Below are 22,743 nucleotides of genomic sequence, written 5' to 3'. Positions count from 1 at the left end.
CCTCGCGCTTCCAGGCTGTCTACCTCGCAAGGCTCGACAGGCAGTTGGCGTATCGGGTGAGTGCCAGCCCGAGCGGCGCGATCCGCTTTCCGAGCCATGGTCCGTACGACATGCGTCTCGGTTATGTCGAATTGCCGGGTTTCGCTCACCGACTTGCCAGCGAGGGTTTCAGGATTGCCTCGCAAGCACGCATCTCGCCCGAGATGGCCCGCCTGATCGACCAGGGTCTGTTCACGCCATATCGCGAAAAAAACCAGGCCGGCCTGCGCTTGCTCGATTGCGACGGGTTCGATTTGTATCGCCAGCACTTTCCGCACTTTGCCTACGCCGATTTCCAGGCCATTCCACCCGTGCTGGTCGGCAGCCTGCTGTTTATCGAAGACCGTGACCTGCTCGATGCGGCGCATCCCATGCTTAATCCCGCCATCGATTGGCGGCGCTTCTCGCACGCAGTGCTCGACCAGGGCCTGCATCTGTTCGACCGGGACCATCCGACGCCGGGCGGTAGCACGCTGGCAACCCAGATCGAGAAATATCGCCATTCGCCCGGCGGGCGGACCGTTTCCCGAATGGAAAAGCTGCGCCAAATGGCCAGCGCCTCGGTGCGCGCCTATCTCGACGGAGAAAACACGCTGCCCTACCGCCGGCACATCGTGCTGACCTATTTCGATACGGTCCCGTTGGCCGCGCGCGCCGGTCATGGCGCGGTAGAAGGAATCGGCGACGGCCTGGCGCTCTGGTACGGGGAGGATTTTCATCGCGCCAATCAGTTGCTGCGCCGCGTGCCTGGCATGTCGTCCGCGACGCAGCGGCCAACCGTCGCGCAGGCGCGCGTCTATAAGGAAGCGCTATCGCTGATCATCGCGCAGCGCGGGCCATCGTTCTACCTGCAGCACAATCTGTCGGCGCTGGGCGAGCTGACCGACCAGTATCTCAAACGACTGGCCAAGGCTGGCGTGATTGCGCCGCAACTGCGCGATGCGGCACTGGCGGTGCCATTGCGATTGGCGCCGGCAGTGCCTCGGCGCCCCACCCCATCGTACGTGACGCGCAAGGCGGTCAGCGACTTGCGGACCCGGCTGTCGGCCTTGCTGGGCGTCGATTCGCTATACGACCTCGATCGGCTCGATCTGAGCGCCGCGTCCAGTATCGATCGTGCGGCGCAAAAGGCCATCACCGCCGCGCTGATGCGCGTGCGCACGCCAGCGGGCGCCAGGGCGGCCGGCATGTATGGCGTACAAATGCTGCGCTCGGGCGATGATCCCGGCCGGCTCCGGATCAGCTTTATGCTGTACGAGCATCGCGGCGACACCAATTGGCTGCGTGTGCAGGCCGATACCGTGGACGAGCCGTTCGACCTGAATCGGGACGCTCGCCTGAACCTCGGTTCGACCGCCAAACTACGCACGCTGACGACCTATCTGGAAATCGTCACCGCGCTGCATCGGCGCTACGCCGGTCTTTCGCCAGCCGCGCTGCGCCACTTGAAGTTGGCGCCCGAAGATGCCTTGAGCCGCTGGGCAGTCGATTATCTGATGCACACCCCCAATGCCGGTTTGCCGCAGATGCTGCGCGCCGCGATGCAACGCAAGTATTCCGCCGACCCGGGAGAAGCGTTCGCCACTGGCGGCGGCCTGCAGCGCTTTCACAACTTCGCCAAGTGGGAGAACTCGCAAAGGTTCACGGTTCAGGCGGCATTCCAGAACTCGGTGAATCTGGTGTTCGTGCGGCTGATGCGCGATATCGTGCGCTACGAAATTCTGCGGATCGACCCGACGGTCGACCAGTGGCTGGCGGCCCGTCAGTCGCCGCAGCGGCAAGCCTATCTGGCTCGCTTCGCCGATATGGAGGGCAGCGAATTCCTGCGGCGCTTCTACCACGCATACCATGGCAAGACGCCGGCTCAGATGCTCGATCTGCTGCTGCAAAACAAATGGATCACCCCGGTGCGCCTGGCGACGGCGCTGCGCACCGTCGAGCCGTCGGCCAGCGAGGCGCAGTTCGCGCGAGCCATGCGACGCCGCTTGCCGGCGACCTATCGCGGACTGTCCGATCGCGATCTGCAAACGCTTTACACCAAATATGGCGTCGACCGCTTTTCCCTGAACGACCGCGGTTATCTGGTCGGGGTGCATCCGCTCGAGCTGTGGCTGGCCGCTTACCTGCGCGCGCATCCGGCGGCCGGTCTGGCGCAGGTATTGCAGGTTAGCCATGCGCAGCGTGAAGAAGCCTACGCATGGCTCTTCAGACCGCGCAGCCGTGCCGGTCAGACGAACCGGATCCGGCACCTGCTAGAAATCGCGGCGTTCCAGCGCATCGATCGGGACTGGCGGCGGCTGGGATATCCATTCGGCACGCTGACGCCCTCGCTGGCTACCGCGATCGGCGCCTCGGGCGATCGGCCAGCCGCGCTGGCAAAGCTGATCGGGCTGATTCTCGACGATGGCGTGCAATGGCCGGCCGGGTCGGTGCGTGCCCTGAATTTTGCCCGCGGCACGCCCTACGAGACGGATTTTGCGCGGCGCCCGACCCAGGGCGCGCGCCTGTTGCCGGCTGCCGTCGCCGACACGTTGCAGCGCGCGCTGGTGCGAGTCGTCGATAGCGGCACCGCCGACGGGCTAAAGGGTGTGTTCCAGGCCGCCGGCGGCAAGACCGGCACGGGCACGCAGACTTTCTCGGTTTACGCGCCCGGCGGCCGCTTGATCGCCACGCACGACATCAATCGCAGCGCGACCTTCGTGTTTTTCGTCGGCCATCGTATGTTTGGCAGCATCACTGCCTATGTGCACGAGCCATATGCGTCGCGCTACACCTTCACCAGCGCGATGGCGGTGCAACTGCTGCGAGCTCTCGCGCCGATCATCAAGACCATGGCGGGGCCGCCTGACGCGCCCACGCCATTGGCCTGCCATGGGGCTGAGTCAGCGGCAGGCATCAAGACCGATACTTGTCGACCAGCGCAAGTGCGATCGCTTCGGTCTGGGCATCCGGCTCGCCCCTGATATCGTCCGGCCGGAAGTGCATCTGAAACGCCCTGATGACCTGGCGCGTGGCCTCGTCGAGCGTGCCGGTTTGCTCGACCCGGTAACCGTACTTGGCCAAGGCCTGCTGGATACGTGCGACCGAGGCTGGCTCGGTGGGGGTTCTGCCGGCGAGATATTTGTCGACGGTGCCGGCGTCGGGCCAGGCGCCGATCCCGCGCTGCGCCAGCGCTTGCCACGGAAACAGCGGGCCTGGGGCGGACTTGCGCAGCGGCGCGATATCGCTGTGGCCGACGACATTGTCGGGGCTGATGCCGTAGCGCTTGACGAGGTCAGCGGCCAGACGCTCGATCAGGTCGAGCTGCGCGGGCTGATAGGGATGCCAGCGGCGCCCCGATGTTTCGTCGGTATAGCCAAGATTGACGATCTCGATGCCCAGCGACGTGTCGTTCAGATTGTGGCGTCCATTCCAATAGCTCACGCCGGCATGCCACGCGCGCTTGTCGTCGTCGACCAGTTGCAGCGCGACCGGCTTGCCGCCGTGCGCGCCTGGATTCGAGGTGACGAGATAATGGGCGCTGGCGCCGCCGGCGGTCAACAACCGGAGCGACTCCTCATCGTCGACGGCGGTGTAATGCAAAACGAGGTAGCGGATTCTTTCGTTTTGACCCACGGACCGATAGGAGGCGGTGTCAGCCTTGTATTGCCCCCGGTCCTCGACACAGACGATTTCAGGCGCGAGCCCGGCGCATCCGCTCAACATGATTCCCAGTCCTGCGGATACGGCGATTGATTTCTTCATGGCAGCCCCTTGGCATGCGAATTGACGAGCGCCGTTCGACGGAATTGGCTGCGCTTTGGTTGTGTCAATGCGGGGCTTTGGGGGCGCCGATACGCGCTGAGCGTGATTTTCAGATGGCGACGAGTTCTGGTTGGAAATATCCGCACATCCAATTCGCGAATTCCAGCCCGATTTCGGAAAAATCGCGGGACCTCGCCTTGGCGAGGAAAACAAGTTTTGCGATTCCATTTGATACGTTATATCATGTCGATTCTTGTCGTCATGTCTTCCTGGGAGTCGCCATGCCCGCGAATATCGAGGATCGTCTTGCCCGCGCCGAAGCCATCGCCGCGCAGCGCGGGCTTGCCTTTACCACATTGCGCCGGCAAGTCTATGAACTGGTGCTGGCCGCCGAGCGGCCGATCGGCGCCTATGAATTGCTGGCGGCGCTTGCGCCGCAGCGCGGCCCGGTCCCGCCGACCACGGTGTACCGCGCGCTCGATTTCCTGGTCGAGAACGGATTTATTCATCGAATCGAGTCCAAAAACGCGTTTTTCGCCTGCTGCGAGCTGGGCGAGCCGCATGAGGGGCAATTCCTGATTTGCGAGGAATGCGGGCACGCGCTGGAGATACCCGGCACCGAACTGGCCGACAAACTTTCGCACAGCCAACCCGCTCACGGCTTCGAGGTCCATCGCCAGGTGGTCGAGTTGAGCGGCATCTGCGGCGACTGCAAGCACAGCCACGCGCATCACAAACCCTGATCGTCCGGATCTTCTCCGATGCAAAGAATTCACCTGAAACAAATATTTGCCGCGCTCTTCGCCACGCTACTGATCTGTGCGCCCGGTCCCGGCCGTGCAAACGATGCGCCGAGCCCCTTGCCGGTGGTCGCCGCCGAGAATTTCTACGGCGACGTCGTGCAGCAGTTGGGCGGCACTCATGTGACCGTGACCAGCATTTTGCGCAACCCGGATCAAGACCCGCACCTGTTCGAGGCCAGCCCGAAAACCGCACGTGCGCTGTCGCAAGCCAGGCTCGTGGTGTACAACGGAGCGGCTTACGACCCCTGGATGAAAAAGCTGCTGGCCGCCTCGAAGGCGCCGCGGCGTGTGAGCATCGTGGCCGCCGCTCTGCTCGGCAAAAAGCCCGGCGACAACCCGCATTTGTGGTACTCGCCCGAGACCATGCCGGCCGTGGCCAAGGCCATTACCGCTTACCTCAGGCAAGCCGATCCGGCGCATGCGAGCGATTACGATCAGCGCCTGGGCGCGTTCCTTGATTCGCTCAAGCCGCTCGATGCGAAGATCGCCGCGATGCGGGCCCGCTATCGTGGCACGCCGATTACCGCGACCGAGCCGGTATTCGGCTACATGGCCGGCGCCTTGGGCCTGACGATGCGCAATATGCGTTTCCAGATGGCGGCGATGAACGGAACCGAGGCCAGCGCGGCCGACATCGCGGCGTTCGAACAGGATCTGCGCCAGCGGCGTGTCAAAGCGCTTATCTACAACAGCCAGGCAAGCGACGACCTGACTCGCCGCATGCTGAGTCTGGCCGAGCAAAGCGGCGTGCCGGCGGTGCATGTCACCGAGACTCAGCCGGCCGGCCTGTCCTACCAGCAATGGATGCTGCAGCAGCTGAATGAACTCGACGCGGCGCTGCACGGAGCGGCGCGGTGAGCCAGGGCAAACCCGCTGCGATCGAGCTGACGCACGTCACGTTGGCGCATGGCCGGCGCATCATTTTGCGCGACGTGAGTCTGTCGATCGGCCAGGGCGAATTCATTGGCGTGCTGGGGCCCAACGGCGCCGGCAAGACGACCCTGATGCGCGCATTGCTGGGTCTGATAGTGCCGGACGCAGGCCAGATTCGGGTGCTGGGCAAGCCGGTTGCGCGAGGCAACCCGGACATCGGCTACATGCCCCAGGTGCGCAGCACGCTGGCCGGGCGCCGGCTGCGCGGGCGCGATTTTGTCGCCTGCGCGGCAGACGGTCACCGCTGGGGCGTGCCGCATCTGGACCGCGCCGCACATGCAGCGATCGAGCATGCGCTGACAATCGTGGGCGCGCAGCATCTGGCCGACCGGCCGCTGGCCGAACTCTCGGGCGGCGAGCGGCAGCGTCTGTTGCTGGCGCAGTGCTTGCTCGGCGAACCGAAGCTGCTGCTGCTCGACGAGCCGCTCATCAGCCTGGACCCGAACCATCAGGCCAGCGTGGTCGAGCTGGTGCGGCGCATCCAGCGTGAGCTGAATATCACCGTGCTGTTCAGCGCGCATGAACTCAACCCGCTGCTCGGTGCGCTGGACCGGGTGCTGTATCTGGGCAATGGCGACGCCGCACTCGGCCCGGTGGCCGAAGTCATTACGCCTGCCGTGCTGTCGCGCCTGTATGGCGCACCGATCGACGTGATGCGGGTCAACGGCCGGATTTTTGTCATGTCCGGCGGCGTCGAGATCGAAAAGCACGATCATCAGCATGAAAACGGCCACGCGCATGACGAATCAGGCGCTCACGCCCATCACCATCACGAAGCAGGTTGACACGCGCCATGCCCAGCATCTTTCAGTATGACTTCATGATCAGCGCGTTTGCCGCGGCGGGCATCGTCGCGCTGGTCGCCGGCACGGTCGGCTTCTTCCTGGTCATGCGCGGGCAGACCTTTGCCGGGCACGCACTCTCGCATGTCGGATTCACTGGCGCCACCGGTGCGGTGCTCATCGGCGTCTCACCGATCTGGGGCCTGATCGGTTTTACGCTCGCGGCCGGCGTCGGCATGGGGCTGCTTGGCGAGCGGCTGGTCGGCAGGGACGTCGCGATCGGGCTGATACTCTCGCTCTCGCTTGGTTTCGGGCTGCTGTTTCTGCATTTCTTTACGTCTTACGCGACCCAGGTCACCAGCTTGCTGTTCGGGAACGTGCTTGGCGTGAGCGCATCGACGCTGCGCATCCTGACACTGCTCGGTATCGTGAGCCTGCTGGCGCTTGCGGTGATTGCGCGGCCGTTGGTGTTTGCTTCGCTGCAGCCGGAACTGGCCGAGGCCAAGGGCGTGTCGCTGCGTCTGGTGTCGGTGCTGTTCCTGGCGATCGTCGCCCTGGCGGTAGCCGAGTGCACGCAGATCGTCGGCGTGCTGCTGGTGTTCACGCTGATGGTCGGGCCGGCCGCGGCGGCTCAGAACTTCACCACCCGTCTGGGCAGCGGTGTCGCCTGCGCGGCGTTGCTGGCCGTGTTCGAGGCCTGGCTGGGCATCACGTTCGCCTTCTACACCGACTGGCCGAGCAGCTTCTGGATCACCCTGCTCTCGGCCCTCGTCTACGGCCTGAGCGTGGCCTGGCGGCGTGGCGCACACTGACGCCAAGCCATTGGGCCGGCACGGCGCCGCCGCTACAGCCAGCCCACCTTCTTGAAACGCCACCACAGGAACAAATCGATTCCCAGCATTGCCACGAGGCATAACGGATACCCGTACCTCGCGTGGAGCTCCGGGATGTCCCGGAAATTCATGCCGTAGATGCCGGCGATCATGGTCGGCACGGCAAACAACGCGGCGAACGCGCCCAGCCGCTTGGTGATTTCGCTCTCGGCCAGCGAGATCATGCCCAGATTGACCTGCAACCCCGTGGTCAGCATATCGCGCCGCCCCTCGACGACCTTGCTGATGCGTTGCAGGTGATCCTGCACATCGCGAAAGTAATCCTGCATGCCATGACAGATCGCCGGCACGCGGCCGCCGCACAGCTTGGCGACGGCGTCGAGCAGCGGCGCGCAGGTATGTTGCAGGATCATCAGCCGGCGCTTGATCGCATACATGTCTTCGATCATGGCACGCGAGGCGCGCGTGTCCGACTTGACGAACAGGCGGTCCTCGATGTCGTCGACTTCGGCGCCGAGATCTTCGAGCAATGGAAAGTATCGATCGACCACGCTGTCCATCAGCGCATACAGCACGAAACTCGGGCCCTGCTTCAGCAACTCGGGATCGTGCTCGCAACGCGCGCGTACGTCCTTGAAGCTTTGCCGGGTGCCGTGGCGCACCGTCAGCACGTAGTTGGGTCCGGTGAAAATGTCGATTTCGCCTTGCGTCAGATCGCCGTTGTCCTGCCGGTCGATCACGTGCAGCACGGTAAACAGCGATTCGCCGTATTCATCGATCTTGGCGCGCTGATGGCCATGCGTGGCGTCTTCGACCGCCAGGTCGTGCAATCCGAATTGCCGCTGCATATGTGTCAGCTCGCCGGGCTCGATGTCGCATAGTGCGACCCAGACGAAGCAGCCGGGCCGGGTCAGATAGGTGTTGATGTCATCGGGCTGAATATCAGCGAGCTTGCGGCCGTCTTGATAGGCCGCGCAATTCACCAGCATTGTCGGATTCTCCTTGGGGGGCGGTTCATTATCCGCGGCATATCAATGCTGCAGTCTCAGCGTAAGCCGCAAGACGCCATCGCCTTCGCTTTCGGCCTCGCCGAACCCGAGGTGACGTGCCAGCGTGAGCATGCGCCGATTGTCGGAGAGGATGTATACGACCATTTCCGCCGTGCCGCGCTGGCGGCAATAGTCGATCATCTTGGTCGTCAGAATGCGCCCCAGGCCCTTGCCCTGCAGGTCGGAGCGCACCGTGATCGCATATTCGGCGCAGAAATTATCGGGGTCCACGATGGCCTGCGCGATGCCCAGCATGCGCTCCTCCGTGCCCGGGGTGTCGCCGGGCGTCATGGCGACAAACGACATCGCGCGATCGTAATCGATCTGCGTGGTGCGCGCCAGTTGGGAGCGCGACAGCGAGCGGATCAGCCCGAAATAGCGGAAATGCACGTCTTCGGCCGTCATCGACGAGAACAGATCGTTATAGGCCTGGGTATCTTCCGGGCGGATCGGCCGAAAAACAATGGTTTGCCCATTCGACTCGAGGCGACTCTCCAATTGCTTCGGGTAGGGCCGGATCGCCAGACGCGCCTGAGCGGGCGCGGGCGCCTCGCGCACGACGATGCGCGCGTCGAGCGCCAGCACGCCATGCGCGTCGGCTCGCAACGGATTGATATCGAGCTCGACGATCTCCGGCACATCGCACACCAGTTGCGAGAGTTTGACCAGCGTCAGGTAGATCGCCTCGTGATCGGCCGCCGGCCAGTGGCGATAGCCGGCGAGCAACTTGCTGATACGCGCGCGCGAGACCAGTTCGCGCGCCAGCGGCAGATTGAGCGGCGGCAGGCCGATGGCACGATCGCCGATCGCTTCGACCGCCACGCCGCCCTGCCCGAACAGAATCACCGGCCCGAATACCGGATCGGTTGCCATGCCCAAGATCAATTCGACCCCGCTCTCGCTGCCGGCCATGCGCTGCACGCTGAAGCCGGCCAGCCGCGCACCCGGGCGATGCAGGTGCACGCGCTCGGCAATCTGCCGCGCCGCCATGCTGGCCTGCGCGGGCGAACGGATATCCAGCACCACGCCGCCGACATCGGATTTGTGTGCCAGGTCTGGCGAGATCAGCTTGACCGCGACCGGAAAGCCAATCATCTGCGCGAGCTCCGCAACCTGCTCCGGCGTGCGGGCCACACGCGCCTCTACCACCGGGATGTCATAGGCGGCCAGCACCGCCATCGCTTCGGGCTCGCCCAGCGCCTCGCGACCGTCGGCCAGCGCCTGCCCGACCAGCTTGCGAACGGTTTCGGTATCCGGCACGAAGGATTGCGCGACCGACGGCGGCACTTCCATCAGCATCTGCTGGTTACGCCGATAATCGACGGCGGCCTGGAACGCCTGTACCGCCCGCTCCGGCGTATCGAATGTCAGGGCGCCTGCGTCGCGCGAGATTCTTCGGGCCGTCTCGGCAGCTTCGCCGCCCAGCCAATTGGTAAAGATATTGCGGCGTGCGTTGCGAATGATCGGCGCGAGGGACTGGGCCAGCGCATCGCTGTCGAGCAGCGCCGAAGGCGCATGAATCAGCAGCACCGCGCCGGTGTTCGGGTCTTGCGAGAGTGCCTCCAGTACCCCCGAAAACCGGGCCACGGAAGCGTCGCCGCCCATGTCGATCGGGTTGGCGCGTGCCAGCGATCGCGGCAGCAGCGCGTCGATGCGCGCCAGCGTGGACGCATCGAAAGCGGCCAGCTTGCCGCCGCCGAGCACCAGCGCATCGGTGGCCAGCACGCCCGGTCCGCCGCCGTTGGCCATGATGCCCAACCCCTCGCCCGCCAGCGGCTTGAGACGCGCGAGCATTTCCGCCGCGGAGAACAATTCTTCGAGCGTATTGGCGCGCAGCATACCGGCGCGCCGGAATGCCGCGTCGTAGACGTCGTCGCTGGCCGTCAAGGCTCCGGTGTGCGAAGCGACCGCGTGAGCCGCCTCCGGCCCGCGGCCCGACTTGACCACCACGACCGGTTTGTTGCGCGAGGCGGCCCGCGCAGCCGACATGAATTTGCGCGCGTCGCGGATCGACTCGATATACAGCAGAATCGCGCTGGTGCCGGCGTCGTTGGCGAGATAGTCGAGCATGTCGCCGAAATCGATGTCGGCCAGATCGCCCAGCGAGACGAAATGCGAAAAGCCGATGCCCTTGGTGCGAGCCCAGTCCAGCATCGCCGTAGTCAATGCACCGGATTGCGAAAGAAATGCCAGCTTGCCGGGCAACGCATTGGTGTGAGCAAAGCTGGCGTTCAAGCCGATGCCGGGCACCAGCATGCCCACCGAGTTCGGCCCGAGAATGCGCAGCAGATGAGGTTTGGCCGCCGCCAGCATCGCCGTTTGGAGCTCGCGCTCGGGACCGTCCTTGTTGCGCGCCAGGCCCGTGGTGAGCACCACCGCCGAGCGCGTGCCGCGCCGGCCCAGCTCGGCGATCAGGCCCGGGATTGTCGCCGGCGGCGTACAGATGACCGCCAGATCGGGAGCTTCGGGCAGCGCGGCGACACTGCGGTAGTTTTTCTGCTCTGCCAGACGGTCGTATTTTGGATTGACCGGATAGACCATTCCGGTATAGCCGCCATGCAACACGTTGTGCAGCACCGTTGCGCCCACGCTTTGCGCTCGCCTGGACGCCCCGATCACAGCCACCGAGCGCGGTTTGAACAGAATATCGAGATTCCGGACGGTCATTGCGGTTTCCTCGCCGGCGAGTCAGCCGCCGGGTGTCGACCCGGCAGCGATGGATCAATTGGAGCGGTGATGCGCTTCGACTTTCCACAAATACTCGTCTACGCCGCGCGAGATTTCGGTGAACAAATCGGAAGTCGTCGGGTCGTCGAAATCGGCCGATGCCTTGATGGCGATGCGCACCTGTTCACCAAAGGCGGCCAGCGCGGCGGCCAGCGCAAATACGTGCTCGGCACCGTCCTTGACTTGCAGCGGATACGGGTTGAGCGGGGTCGTCCTGGCCACTTGCTCGACGCGTCCATCGGCCGTGCCGCCCAGCGCGACGATGCGCTCGGCACACAGATCGGCCCACTCGAGCGACGCGCCATGCACTTCGTCGAACAGCAGATGCAAGGCGATGAAGTTTGGCCCGTGCACGTTCCAATGAGCTTGTTTGGCATGCCGTTGCACATCGATCGCGGTGGCCAGCGATTGGCCCAGCAAATTGATGGATTGCACGCGAATTTCTTCGGGCAGAGTGTTGCGGGTGGGATAAAGCGCCATGCTGTCTCTCCTGATAAAGAACGCCGGCGATGTGCCGGCGGCAAACCTGGCGGGCGCCATTGAGCAGCGCCGCCGAGCGGTAAGTCACAGGTGCGGGATCGGTGGCTCCAGCGAGCCGATCCCGACGGGCGATGGATCATTCTAGCAGGCCGATCAGGCCGCCAGAACATCTTCACGGGAAGAACGCCAACACTCCGGGCGCGGCAATCGCGCCAGGCGATGCCAGCGAGCCCCGCCAATCACTTGCCAAACATCCCGAGCAACATATCGCGCAGCCATCGCACGGCCTGATCGGCATCGAAGCGCGCATGCCAATACACGTTGACGTCGATGCTGGGCAGCGCCACCGGGATTTCCAGCAAGCGATAGGCGCGCCCCCGATTGAAGCGCTCGGCAATGCTGCGCGGCAGGAGCACCGCCAGATCGGTGCCGCGGACGATTTCCGGCGCGACGGTGAAGTGCGGCAGGCGCAACACGATATGGCGATGCACGCCGCTTTCCGTGAGCCACTGCTCGACCATGCGATGGCCGGTCGCATTCGAGGGCACGAATACGTGCTTCATTGTCAATAACGCAGCCAATGTCAGTTTGCGGCCCGCTTGCGGATGGCGCGCCCGCACCAGGCAAACATGGCTGTCGCTGAACAGATGCTGGGTTGAGCAATCGCGCTCGAGCCCCGGCAAGTAGCCGATCGCCAGATCGATCTCGCGCGAGCGCAGCGCGTCGGCCAGTTTGTCCACCGGCACTTGCACGACCTCCAGCTTCACGCCCGGCGCTTCCCGCTCCAGCCGTGCCAGCAACGGCGGCAAAAAGAAGAACTCCGACATATCGGACATCGCCAGGCGGAAAGTGCGCTCAGCCGTGCCCGGATCGAAATGTTCCTGGGCATGCAGCGTCGTGCGAATCAAGGCCAGCGCCGTGTCGATCGGCTCGAACAGCCGCTCGGCGGTGGCTGTCGGCTCCATGCCGGCGGGCGTGCGCACGAACAGCGGATCGTCGAGCAAGCGGCGCAAACGCGCCAGCGCATGGCTCATGGCCGGCTGGGTCAGGCCCAAATGCTCGCCGGCGACGGTGAGGCTGCCCGACTCCCAGATCGCGAGGAACACGCGAAGCAGATTCAAATCGACTGAATTCAGATTCTTTTCGTTCATGTTCATCATTTTTAACATTCATTTGACAAATGTACCACGCCAAATTTATCGTCGCCATCAATAAAACAGACAACCGATGCCGGCCGTCGGCCAGGCATACCGGACTCAGTGATCTGCCGTGCATTTTCAGCATTGCCCTTTCTCAAGGAGACAAAGATGGGTTTTGAAACAGCGGTTGCATCCGTCCCGACCCCCGTCCCCGTGCCCGGCGCCGCATTGCGGCGAACCGTGCTCACCTCGGTGGTAGGCCAGGCGCTCGAGTGGTACGACTTTTTCCTTTACGGCACGGCCGCCGCGCTGGTGTTCGGCAAGCTTTTCTTTCCGCTCGGCGCCGATCCGCTGATCGGCACCATCCTCGCGTTTGGGGGATTCACCGTGGGCTTCATTGCCCGCCCCATCGGCGGCGTCGTGTGCGGGCACCTGGGCGACCGCATCGGCCGCAAGCGTGTGCTGATGCTGACTTTCATTGCGATGGGCTGCGCCACCTTCGCCATGGGCCTGCTGCCCACCTATGCGCGCATCGGGCTCTGGGCGCCGGCCCTGCTGATTGCATTGAGAGTCGTGCAGGGTCTGGCCGCCGGGGGCGAATGGAGCGGCAGCATCCTGGTGATCAGCGAGAACGCCCCGCCCGCGCGGCGCGGCTTTCTCTCCGCCTGGAGTCCGGCCGGTGCCACGCTGGGGTTCGTGCTGTCGTCGTTTGCCTTTCTATTGACCCAGTCGCTGTCGCACGAGGCCTTCATGGCGTGGGGCTGGCGCCTGCCGTTCCTGGCCAGTGTGCTGATCATCGTGCTCGGTATCTACGTGCGCAAGCGGATTCCCGAGAGCGCGGAATTCGTCAAGGTCGCCGACGCGGGCGAGCGCGTGCGCACACCGCTGCTCGAAGTGATCCGGCGGCACCCCAGGCAACTGCTGATGGTGATGGGTTTGCGCTTCGGTGAAGGCGGCGCGTCGTATGTTTTCTTTGCGTTTTCACTGGCCTACGGCAAATTCCTCGGTCTGCCCAACACCTTGCTGCTCGGCGCAGTGACTGCCTCCATGGTGCTGCTGATACCTGCCGCGCTGTGGTTCGGCCATCTGTCGGACCGCATCGGCCGGCGCCCGGTTTATGCGTTCGGCGCGCTTGGCATCATGGCCGTGGCCTTTCCATTTTTCCGGCTGATTCACACTGGCCATCCGTGGCTGATCGTGCTGGCGTTCGTGCTGGCCAACGGCGTCGTGCTTGGCGCGCTCGAGGGCGCACAGCCGGCCTATATGAGCGAACTGTTCCCGACCGGCGTGCGTTATTCCGGCCTCGGACTCGGGCGCGAAGTGTCGTCCGTGCTGGGCGGCGGCCTGTCTCCGGTGGTGGCTACCGCGCTACTCGCCCATTATCGTCACGCCTGGCCGGTGGCCGTTTATCTGCTGCTGCTCGGCGGCATCACGGCGTTGTCGCTATGTTTCACGCCCGAGACCCTGCCCCGCAAACAGCGCATCGTGGAGCAGGTTGCATGAGCGCCATCGTGCAACGGCTGGTGTTCGACGTCGCGGCAGGCGAAATTCGCGATGGCCAGCGACGCTACGTCCTGATCCGTCCCGATGTTCTGATGGGCGCGCTGCACGAGCTCGACGGCGCGACCCGGCAACGCGTGCTGGAGGCCCTTGCGGCCTCCACCGAACGCAACGGCGGGCGAAGCGTGCACGCCTATGCAAGCATCGACCGAGGCACAGCCTTGCTCGACACGATATGCGACACGGCCGCCGGTCTGGGCTGGGGGCGTTGGCACATGAGCCTCGGTGCAGACCGGCTGGACCTGACCGTGCACAACAGTCCCTTCGCGCACGGGCACGGCAAGGCCGCGCGTGCGGTGTGCGCTCCTATTGCCGGCATGCTCGGCAGCGTCGCCGCCATGCTTTTCGAAGGTCCTGTACGGGTCGAAGAAACCGGCTGCGCGGCGCATGTCGCCGGCCCTGTTTGCCGCTTCGTCGCGCGCGCGCAAAGCGGCGCCTCACTCCCAACGCAATCATGAATTCAATCTCGTATCGCGACCGCCCCGACGCCATTCGGGCCCTGATCGACGTCGACCGCGTGCATCGCGACGTCTATCTCGACGCCGAGTTGTTCGCGCTGGAAAACGAACGATTGTTCGCCCGCGCCTGGCTATACGTGGGGCATATCAGCCAGATTCCGGAGGCCGGAGACTATCTGAGCACCACGCTGGCCGATCAGCCAGTCATCCTGATCCGGCAGGCGGACGGCACGGTGCGCGTGCTGCTCAACCGCTGCGCGCACAAGGGGGCGATGGTGCTCTCGTGCGCCTCGGGCAACGCCGGAAAATTTCTGCGCTGCCCTTATCACGCCTGGACTTACAAGATCGACGGCAAGCCCTTGGGCGTGCCGTTGCGCAACGGCTATGAAGGCACGCGGCTGCACGAGTGCGAGGCCGGTGCCGGGCTGACCAACGTCGCCACCGCCGTCTATCGGGGTTTTGTATTTGCGCGCCTGGCGCCCGAGGGCCGCTCTTTCGAAGACTACGCTGGCGCCATGCTGCCCGTTTTCGACAACCTGGCCGATCGCTCGCCGGCCGGTGAATTGCGCGTGAGCGGCGGCTGCCTGCGCAGCGTGATGCAGTGCAACTGGAAGATCTACCTTGAAAACGTCATCGATGCCGTGCACCCGGTCTCGACCCACGAGTCGGCCTGGCAGCCGGCGCGCGACGCCGCCAGCGAGTGGCCGGCACACCTGCCACGTCCCATGGCACTCGAGCAATTGCTGCCATTCGGCGCCGGCTACGATTTTTTCCAGCAGGCTGGCGCGCGCGTCTACCCGCAAGGGCACTGCATTCTCGGCACCCAGGCCAGCATCCATTCAGGGTATGACGCATTGCCCGGCTACGAAGATGCATTGCGCCAGGCACATGGCCGGCAGCGCACGCACGAAGTGTTGAGCTTCACGCCGCAAAACGCCGTGCTGTTCCCGACCCTGGCGCTCAAGAGTTCGCCTCAGACACTGCGTGTGATCCGGCCGCTCGCGGTCGACAGGACGTTGGTGGAAATCTGGGCGCTGGCGCCGCGCGACGCGCCTGCGGAACTGCTGCACCGTACGCTTACCTACAACCGCTTGACGTTTTCGCCGATGTCGATGGTCGCCCACGATGACATCCACGTGTTCGAGACCCTGCAAAAGTCCCTGGCCGGCAACGGCAATCCGTGGGTCAGCCTGCATCGCGAGCATCGGGCGGAGCAAACCGAAGCGGCCTGCCCAGACATCAGCGGCACGAGTGAAGGGCTCATGCGCAATCAGTTCCGCGCCTGGCTCGATGCGTTGGTCTCGAGCACCGACGCCTAGGCGCTTCGCCAGCCGCCTCGTAATTACCGCAGCTTGACAGGCGCAGGCATTTGCTGTTGAATGTTTGCATGAATATTCATATATATTGACATAAACATTTATTCAGCGGCGTCGAGCACATCGCCCGGAGACAAAGATGGAGCAGTTTGATGACGACCAATCCTGAGAACCCGCTCGAGTTACGCGTGGACCGGGTCCGCGCGCTGAGTCCGCAGATCACCGCCTTTGAACTTCGCGCGGCCGATGGCGCCGCCCTGCCCGGGTTCACCCCAGGCGCCCATGTACAGGTCGAGGTCGCTCCTGGCGGCGTGCCGCAATGGCGGCATTATTCGCTGGTCAATTTCGACACCGCCGCGCATGTCACGCAGGCGCCCGGGACCTATCTGATCGCCGTGCGGCGCGAGGACCAGGGCCGTGGCGGATCGTCCTGGCTGCACGCCAACGTGCGCGCCGGCGACATCCTGCGCGTGCGCCCGCCGCACAATGACTTTGCCCTGACGGACTGCCACGATGCGGTACTGATCGCCGGCGGCATCGGCATTACGCCACTGGCCTCGATGACCGCGGCGCTAGTGGCCGACGGGCACAATTTCGCGCTGCACTATAGCGGGCGCAGCATCGCGCAGTTGGCCTTCACGGCCGAATTGCGCGCCCTGGCCGCACACCGGCTGCATCTATACGGTGACGACGACCCTGCGCATCGCCTCGATTTGGCGCGCTTGCTCGCTACCCTGCGCCCCACGCAACCGCTTTATGTTTGCGGCCCGAAGGGGATGATCGATGCGGCAATCGGCCAGGCGTGCGCGCTCGGCTGGGCGCGCGAGGACGTTCATGTCGAGCTGTTCACTGCGGCCGAACCCCAGGCCGGCGACACCGGCTTCGAGGTGGAGCTGCGTCAATCCGGTGTGGTCCTGTCGGTGCGGCCCGAACAAACCATTCTCGACGCCATGCTCGATGCCGGGCTCGACCCGCTCTACGACTGCAAGCGCGGCGAATGCGGCGTATGCCAGACAAGCGTGCTCGAGGGTGCGGTCGAGCATCGCGATTACTGCCTGAGCGAGCGCGAGAAACAGTCCGGGCAAGTGATGCAGATCTGCGTCTCGCGAGCACGCGGGGCACGCCTGGTGCTTGACGCGTGAGCCACTGCCCCATTCCGAACCGAACCACGAGGTGACAGTCATGCCGCATTACCGAGACGACGATCGCGCGCTTGCCGCACTGGTGGAGCCCGATCAAGTGCATCGCGACGTCTATATCGATCAGGAGATTTTCGATCTTGAAATGGAGCGCCTGTGGGCGCGCACCTGGATTTACCTCGGCCACACGAGTCAGATCCCGAGTGCCGGCGACTATCTGAGCGTGGACATCGCGCGCCGGCCGCTGTTGATGGTACGTCAGCCCGACGGCGGTGTTCGGGTGCTGATGAACCGGTGCGCGCACAAGGGCGCCAAACTGGTGTCGAGCCCCAGCGGCAATACCGGCAAGTTCTTTCGGTGCCCTTATCATGCCTGGACCTACAAGACCGACGGCAAACCGCTGGCGATTCCCCTCAAGGCGGGCTACGAGGGCACGCGCCTGTCGGCCTGCCCGTCGGGCAAGGGGCTCACGGCGCTCGAGCACGTCGAGGTCTACCGAGGGTTCGTGTTCGCCCGGCTGTCCGACGACGGTCCGGCGTTCAGCGAATATTTCGGCGAGTCGCTTTCCTCGATCGACAACATGGCCGATCGTTCGCCCGAGGGTGAACTTGAAATCGCGGGCGGTTGCCTGCGTTATATGCACAACTGCAACTGGAAGATGTTCGTCGAAAATCTCAACGACACGATGCATCCGATGGTCGCGCACGAGTCGTCGGCCGGCACCGCCAAACAGCTGTGGGACGGCCAGCCGCCGGATGCGCCCAAGCCGATGGCCATCGAGCAATTCGTGCCGTTCGTGTCCGACTACCAGTTCTTCGACGGCATGGGTCTGCGCGTGTTCGACAACGGGCACAGCTACACCGGCGTGAACTTCTCGATTCATTCCAACTACGCGGCAATGCCGGGCTATGAAGACCAGCTCACGCGGGCCTGGGGCGAGGCCAAGGCGCGCGAAGTGCTCGGCACCGCGCGGCATAACACCGTCTATTACCCGAGCCTGACCATCAAGGGCGCGATCCAGGCGATTCGCGTGGTGCGCCCGCTCGGCCCCGAACAGACGCTGATCGAATCATGGACGTTCCGCCTCAAGGGGGCTCCCGAGCAACTGCTGCAGCGCACCGTCAACTACTCGCGCCTGATCAATTCGCCGATGTCGGTGGTCGGACACGACGATCTGCATGCGTACCGTGCGATCCAGGAAGGCCTGCACGCCGACGGCAACGAGTGGGTCAGCCTGCACCGCGATTTCCGGGCCGACGAGACTCGGGAAATGCCATGCACGGTCAACGGCACCAGCGAACTTTCGATGCGCAACCAGTTCCGCGCCTGGGCCCGCTATATGGCGCCGGGTGCTGTTTCCGGAGAAAAATCCGCATGAATATCACCGCTTCCATGCGCGACGCATTGGTCGATTTCGTCTACGACGAAGCGCGCCTGCTCGACGAAAAGCATTTCGATGCCTGGTACGAGCTGTTCACCGACGACGGGCTGTACTGGATTCCGCTGTCCGCCGAGCAGCAGGACGGCTTGAATCACGTGTCGCTGATGTACGAGGATCGGCTGTTGCTGAAACTGCGCATCGAACGGCTCAAGCAGCCGCGCGCATTTTCGCAACAGCCGCCCAGCCGCAGCCTGCATGTGCTGCAGCGCCCCCACCTCGACGGCGCCGAACCCGGTTGCTATCGACTGCGCACGCCGATGATCTACACCGAGACGCGCGGTGACGAACAGTTGATGTTCGCCGCGACGGTGCTGCACGAAATCGTCGAGCGCGAGGGCAAGCTGATGATGCGCTGCAAGCGCGTCAACCTGCTCAACGCGGACGCCGCCCTGCCCTCCATCCAGCTTTTCATGTGAGACCAACCGTTATGTCATCGACAGGATTCCACTCATGAGCCGCGTTGCCATCGTCACCGGCGGCAGCGCCGGCATCGGCAAAGCGATCTGCCACCACTTGCTCGACGCCGGCTACCAAGTGGTTTCGCTGGCGCGCCGCGGCACCGACTTTTCTCATCCGAAGCTGCTTTCGATCGAGGTCGACCTGAGCGACGCGGCCGCCACACGCGAGGCGGCCGAGCACGTCACGCAACGCTTCGACGTCTCGACGCTCGTGCACAACGCCGGCGTGATCCGCCCGGCCTTGCTGCCGGAGGTGTCGCAAGACGATCTTGCCGCCCTCAATCGCTTGCATCTGGGCGCGGCCGTCACGCTCGCGCAAGCGGCACTGCCGGCCATGAAAGCGCAGGGATTCGGGCGCATCGTGCTGATTTCGTCGCGCGCCGCGCTCGGGCTGGCCACGCGCACCGCCTATTCCGCCACCAAGGCAGGCATGCTGGGCATGGCGCGCACCTGGGCCCTCGAATTGGGACCCTACGGCATCACGTCGAACGTGGTGGCTCCGGGGCCGATCCAGACCGACATGTTTCACGAAGTGATCCCGGAGGGCAGCCCGAAAGTCGCGCAAATCGCGGCCGGCATCCCTGTCAAGCGCCTCGGGCAAGCCGACGACGTGGCCCGTGCGGTGATGTTCTTCGCCGCGCCGGAAAACAGCTTCGTTACCGGACAGGTGCTTTACGTGTGCGGCGGCACGAGCGTCGGCAGCCTGGCGCTCTGAGCGCCAGCGGCACTCAACGCAACCGGTTCAGGCATGCCTCGGGCGGCGCCGGCTGCACGTGCGTGTCGGCCGGCATGAAATGTCATTCCCGATAATGTCGCTTGCCCGCAAAGGCTCGGTACGCGGCGGGAAAGTCGGCTTGCCGGTGCGGCGAGGCATCGCTCGTGCTGCAGACCCCGCGCAGATTCCCCAACTCGTCGCGCAGTTCGCCCCAGGCCGTTTTACCGGTCATCGGATCGGCATAGACATGGCGCAAATGCCGTTGCGTGACACCGCCCAGGCGGTGATCGTCGAGCAGCGCCTGCAGGTCCGATGGATAGCAGCCCGGCACTGGCTCGCCCGCATAATAGCGTCCAATGGCACGGGCGATCTGATCGCCGGCAAACAGCAATTGCGCCTCTTTCTCGCGTTGCACGCCAACCGTCTTCGCGCCGGCCACCTGGTAGAGCCAGACGCCGACGATAGCGAGTGCTACGAGCACCCCCACGTGTACCATGCCGGCTCTGCCAACGCGGCGCCCGCACAAAATCAAAGGAGCCTTGCCGATGCTCGGCGAAAACGCGCAGGTCGAGACCCTCGGCGTTCTACAGTCCGGTGTCGACGACGCCGGACTCGCTCGCGCGAGCGATGTATAGGCAGATTTTCTCAGCCGCGTAAGAGCGCTGGCTCAACGCTATCGCGATGAACTCGGCCAGGCAGAGCGCGGCACCTGACGGTCACACTGGCGCGAAAATCACGTCTCGATAACTTTTGCCGGCCGGAATCATCGGAAACACGTTATCTTCCCGCTCAACCATCACGTCGAGCAGGTACGGCTGATTCGGGTCTGCCAACATGCGCTCAAGCGCTGCCGGCAAATCTTCGGCACGCTCGACGCGCTCGGCCGCTACCCCATAGCCTGCAGCGATCGCCAGAAAATCGGGATACGGCGCACTGCCCAGCGATCTGGCGCCCCGCTCGTCGTCACCCAGTGCACTGAGCACCCGGTTGCCCTGATAGATCATGTCCTGCCACTGCCGCACCATGCCCAACCACTGGTTATTCACGACGAAGATCTTGACGCCCAAACGGTAGCGGCGGCACGTACTGAGTTCATTGATCGTCATGTTCAGACTGCCGTCGCCGTCGATATCGATCACGGGCACTTGCGGCAGCGCAGCTTTTGCGCCCAGCGCGGCGGGCAGGCCGAAGCCCATCGTGCCGAACCCGGCGCTCGACAGAAAAGTCCGTGCCTGGCGCGCCCTGAGATACTGCATGGCCCACATCTGATGCTGACCCACGCCGGTGGCGACGACCGCCTCGGCCGGCAGGCGCTCGGCCAGCATGGCAATCGCCTGAGGGCCGCTAAGCCGCTCCCCTGCTTTCACGGCCTGGAGTGGGCGAGCCTCCGCAACCGAGCGCAGATAGCGCAGCCACGGTGCCGTCTCGAGCGGCTTCGCCAACGCCAGCAACTGAGGCAGCGCGGCGCGCAAATCGGCTTGCGCGCCGACGTGCACGGGCTTGTTCTTGCCGATTTCCGCAGCGTCGACGTCGATGTGAACGATCGCTGCGCCCTGCGCGAAAGACGCCGGATCGCCGATAACACGGTCGTCGAAACGCACGCCCAGCGCCAGCACGACATCGGCCTCATTGACGGCCACATTGGCGCAGTACGCGCCATGCATACCGAGCGGCCCGAGTAACAGCGAGTGCCCGTCCGGCAGGGCCCCCAGCCCCATCATGGTGAGCGCCACCGGGCATTGCAACTGCTCCGCAAGCTGCGAGAGCAGCGCGCCGGTGCCTGACGCCACAATGCCGCCGCCGGCATAGATAACCGGCCGGCGGCTCGCAGCCAGCAGTCGGGCGATCCGCTCAGCCTGCTCGGGCCTCAGCGCCATGGCCACAGGCTCGGCGTCTCGGGCTCGCACCGGCTCGACGGCGAGTGTGCGGCCCTGCTGAACATCCTTGGGAAAATCCAGCAAGACCGGGCCTGGCCGGCCGGCCAACGCCAAGGTCGCGGCGTCGCGCAAGGCCGGACCAATCTCCGCCAACTGCCGCACTTGTCGGGCTTGCTTGGTAATCGGCCGGGTCACGGCAACGATGTCGACCTCTTGAAATGCATTTTTGCCGAGCCAATGCGTTGCCACATTGCCGGTAATGGCCATTATCGGAATCGAATCGCTATTGGCGTCGGCAATGCCGGTCACCAGATTCGTTGCGCCGGGGCCAGACGTCGCCAGACACACCCCGAGCCGCCCGGTGGCACGGGCGTAGCCTTGCGCGGCGAATACCGCGCCCTGTTCATGCTCGGTGCGGATCAGCACAATATCGACACGCGATAGCGCGTCCAGCATCTCCAGATTCGCACCGCCGGGGTAGCAAAACACCGTGGAAACTCCGATCTCGCACAGCGTGCGTGCAATCACATCGGCGCCTCGCGACGCGTCGGAGGGAGCGCAATTCGCGGACAGCGAGTCCAGTTCGAGTACGGAATTCATGGGGGGACGCCTTCTTGGAATGACGGCCGGCTAACGGCCGGCCTTGTGCAGGGAACCCTCAGTGTAGGCGCGCACCGCTGCAATTGCTTCGCTTTTGCTTGACGAATACACGCCGTAAATACATGATCGATTCGTAAAACAAGTTTTTGACGAATAAATTATGCAAATAGACGAATTCGATAAAAAAATTCTACTGCTGTTGCAGGAGGACGCCTCGCTTTCGGCGGCGGAAGTCGGCGAGCGCGTGGGTCTGTCGCAATCGCAATGTTGGCGGCGTATCGACCGCCTTCATCAGGAGGGAGTTATCACCAGGCAGGTCGCGGTAGTCGACCGCAAAAAGGCCGGTCTTAACGTCATGCTCTTCGCCCATGTCAAGCTGGCCGCCCACAGCCGCAATGCGCTGCCCGAGTTCTCGCGTGCGATCCAGGCGTTCCCGGAAGTCATGGAGTGTCATGTACTGATGGGGAACGTCGATTTTCTCCTGCGCATCGTGGCGCGCGATGTCGAGGCATATGAGAGGTTCTTTTTCGAGCGGCTCTCGCAGTTGCCGATGATCCAGGAAGTCAATTCGATGATCGCGCTCTCGCAAATCAAGGCGTCAACAGTATTACCCATCGAAACGACCGAGCGATAACCGGCCACTGACACGA

The 22,743-nt window shown here is 64.2% G+C and carries 20 protein-coding genes; 13 read left to right on the top strand and 7 right to left on the bottom strand.

Features of this window, described 5'->3' with window-relative positions; all coding sequences use genetic code 11:
• Positions 1-56 precede the first annotated feature (56 nt).
• A complete protein-coding gene (locus PATSB16_RS08510; RefSeq protein WP_072628625.1) occupies positions 57-3,002 on the top strand; it encodes a transglycosylase domain-containing protein in 2,946 nt (981 codons plus the stop codon).
• Here PATSB16_RS08510 and PATSB16_RS08505 read toward each other — a convergent pair.
• Positions 2,935-3,783 carry an N-acetylmuramoyl-L-alanine amidase gene (locus tag PATSB16_RS08505; RefSeq protein ID WP_047213758.1) on the bottom strand — a complete coding sequence of 283 codons (849 nt, stop codon included), beginning with the start codon at positions 3,781-3,783 and terminating at the stop codon, positions 2,935-2,937. The two genes, PATSB16_RS08510 and PATSB16_RS08505, sit on opposite strands and share 68 nt — an antisense overlap.
• A 281-nt stretch (positions 3,784-4,064) precedes the next feature.
• On the opposite strand from PATSB16_RS08505, the gene PATSB16_RS08500 reads away from it, so the two are divergent.
• The 4 genes from PATSB16_RS08500 to PATSB16_RS08485 are packed head-to-tail and all read left to right on the top strand — an operon-like array spanning position 4,065 to position 7,113.
• Positions 4,065-4,526, top strand: a complete 462-nt coding sequence (locus tag PATSB16_RS08500) for a Fur family transcriptional regulator (RefSeq protein ID WP_047213757.1) — start codon at positions 4,065-4,067, stop codon at positions 4,524-4,526.
• Between the two features lie 18 nt (positions 4,527-4,544).
• Positions 4,545-5,444 carry a metal ABC transporter solute-binding protein gene (locus tag PATSB16_RS08495; RefSeq protein ID WP_047213756.1) on the top strand — a complete coding sequence of 300 codons (900 nt, stop codon included), beginning with the start codon at positions 4,545-4,547 and terminating at the stop codon, positions 5,442-5,444.
• Complete coding sequence (locus PATSB16_RS08490) at positions 5,441-6,304, top strand: metal ABC transporter ATP-binding protein (protein WP_047213755.1); 864 nt, start codon at positions 5,441-5,443, stop codon at positions 6,302-6,304. Before PATSB16_RS08495 ends, PATSB16_RS08490 begins: the two co-directional genes overlap by 4 nt.
• A gap of 17 nt (positions 6,305-6,321) precedes the next feature.
• On the top strand, positions 6,322-7,113 hold the full coding sequence (locus tag PATSB16_RS08485; protein WP_047216398.1) for a metal ABC transporter permease: 792 nt from the start codon (positions 6,322-6,324) through the stop codon (positions 7,111-7,113).
• A 32-nt stretch (positions 7,114-7,145) separates the two neighbouring features.
• Here the strand turns inward: PATSB16_RS08485 and PATSB16_RS08480 are convergent, their stop codons facing one another.
• From PATSB16_RS08480 to PATSB16_RS08465, 4 genes are all read right to left on the bottom strand, one after another.
• Positions 7,146-8,123 (bottom strand): magnesium and cobalt transport protein CorA, encoded by a 978-nt coding sequence (locus PATSB16_RS08480; RefSeq protein ID WP_047213754.1) that lies wholly within the window; start codon positions 8,121-8,123, stop codon positions 7,146-7,148.
• A gap of 42 nt (positions 8,124-8,165) precedes the next feature.
• Positions 8,166-10,850 carry a bifunctional acetate--CoA ligase family protein/GNAT family N-acetyltransferase gene (locus PATSB16_RS08475; protein ID WP_047213753.1) on the bottom strand — a complete coding sequence of 895 codons (2,685 nt, stop codon included), beginning with the start codon at positions 10,848-10,850 and terminating at the stop codon, positions 8,166-8,168.
• A 54-nt stretch (positions 10,851-10,904) separates the two neighbouring features.
• Positions 10,905-11,390, bottom strand: coding sequence for a DNA starvation/stationary phase protection protein Dps (dps, locus tag PATSB16_RS08470; protein ID WP_047213752.1), 486 nt, complete (start codon positions 11,388-11,390; stop codon positions 10,905-10,907).
• A 239-nt stretch (positions 11,391-11,629) separates the two neighbouring features.
• On the bottom strand, positions 11,630-12,541 hold the full coding sequence (locus tag PATSB16_RS08465) for a LysR family transcriptional regulator (RefSeq protein ID WP_047216397.1): 912 nt from the start codon (positions 12,539-12,541) through the stop codon (positions 11,630-11,632).
• Between the two features lie 156 nt (positions 12,542-12,697).
• Between PATSB16_RS08465 and PATSB16_RS08460 the strand changes: the two genes are divergently transcribed.
• The 7 genes from PATSB16_RS08460 to PATSB16_RS08430 all read left to right on the top strand — a co-directional run bounded on the left by PATSB16_RS08460 (position 12,698) and on the right by PATSB16_RS08430 (position 19,616).
• Positions 12,698-14,032 carry an MFS transporter gene (locus tag PATSB16_RS08460; protein WP_047213751.1) on the top strand — a complete coding sequence of 445 codons (1,335 nt, stop codon included), beginning with the start codon at positions 12,698-12,700 and terminating at the stop codon, positions 14,030-14,032.
• Positions 14,029-14,547 carry a V4R domain-containing protein gene (locus PATSB16_RS08455; protein ID WP_052892628.1) on the top strand — a complete coding sequence of 173 codons (519 nt, stop codon included), beginning with the start codon at positions 14,029-14,031 and terminating at the stop codon, positions 14,545-14,547. The genes PATSB16_RS08460 and PATSB16_RS08455 overlap by 4 nt, the downstream gene beginning before the upstream one ends.
• Positions 14,544-15,866, top strand: coding sequence for an aromatic ring-hydroxylating oxygenase subunit alpha (locus tag PATSB16_RS08450; RefSeq protein WP_047213750.1), 1,323 nt, complete (start codon positions 14,544-14,546; stop codon positions 15,864-15,866). The genes PATSB16_RS08455 and PATSB16_RS08450 overlap by 4 nt, the downstream gene beginning before the upstream one ends.
• 149 nt (positions 15,867-16,015) lie before the next feature.
• A complete protein-coding gene (locus PATSB16_RS08445) occupies positions 16,016-17,005 on the top strand; it encodes a PDR/VanB family oxidoreductase (RefSeq protein WP_047213749.1) in 990 nt (329 codons plus the stop codon).
• Positions 17,006-17,045: 40 nt separating this feature from the next.
• Positions 17,046-18,380 carry an aromatic ring-hydroxylating dioxygenase subunit alpha gene (locus tag PATSB16_RS08440; protein WP_047213748.1) on the top strand — a complete coding sequence of 445 codons (1,335 nt, stop codon included), beginning with the start codon at positions 17,046-17,048 and terminating at the stop codon, positions 18,378-18,380.
• A complete protein-coding gene (locus PATSB16_RS08435; RefSeq protein ID WP_047213747.1) occupies positions 18,377-18,859 on the top strand; it encodes an aromatic-ring-hydroxylating dioxygenase subunit beta in 483 nt (160 codons plus the stop codon). The genes PATSB16_RS08440 and PATSB16_RS08435 overlap by 4 nt, the downstream gene beginning before the upstream one ends.
• Before the next feature lie 34 nt (positions 18,860-18,893).
• Positions 18,894-19,616 (top strand): SDR family NAD(P)-dependent oxidoreductase, encoded by a 723-nt coding sequence (locus tag PATSB16_RS08430; protein ID WP_047213746.1) that lies wholly within the window; start codon positions 18,894-18,896, stop codon positions 19,614-19,616.
• Between the two features lie 82 nt (positions 19,617-19,698).
• On the opposite strand, the gene PATSB16_RS08425 is transcribed toward PATSB16_RS08430, so the two are convergent.
• Together PATSB16_RS08425 and ilvB are read right to left on the bottom strand one after the other, a co-directional pair.
• Positions 19,699-20,112, bottom strand: coding sequence for a type II secretion system protein (locus PATSB16_RS08425; RefSeq protein ID WP_047213745.1), 414 nt, complete (start codon positions 20,110-20,112; stop codon positions 19,699-19,701).
• A 220-nt stretch (positions 20,113-20,332) separates the two neighbouring features.
• Positions 20,333-22,093, bottom strand: coding sequence for a biosynthetic-type acetolactate synthase large subunit (ilvB, locus tag PATSB16_RS08420; protein WP_052892627.1), 1,761 nt, complete (start codon positions 22,091-22,093; stop codon positions 20,333-20,335).
• A gap of 160 nt (positions 22,094-22,253) precedes the next feature.
• On the opposite strand from ilvB, the gene PATSB16_RS08415 reads away from it, so the two are divergent.
• Complete coding sequence (locus PATSB16_RS08415) at positions 22,254-22,727, top strand: Lrp/AsnC family transcriptional regulator (protein WP_047213744.1); 474 nt, start codon at positions 22,254-22,256, stop codon at positions 22,725-22,727.
• Positions 22,728-22,743: the final 16 nt, after the last annotated feature.

Source organism: Pandoraea thiooxydans, assembly GCF_001931675.1.
GTDB lineage: Bacteria > Pseudomonadota > Gammaproteobacteria > Burkholderiales > Burkholderiaceae > Pandoraea > Pandoraea thiooxydans.
Note: the sequence above shows the minus strand (reverse complement) of the source record. Positions and strands in the feature narration are given on the sequence as shown.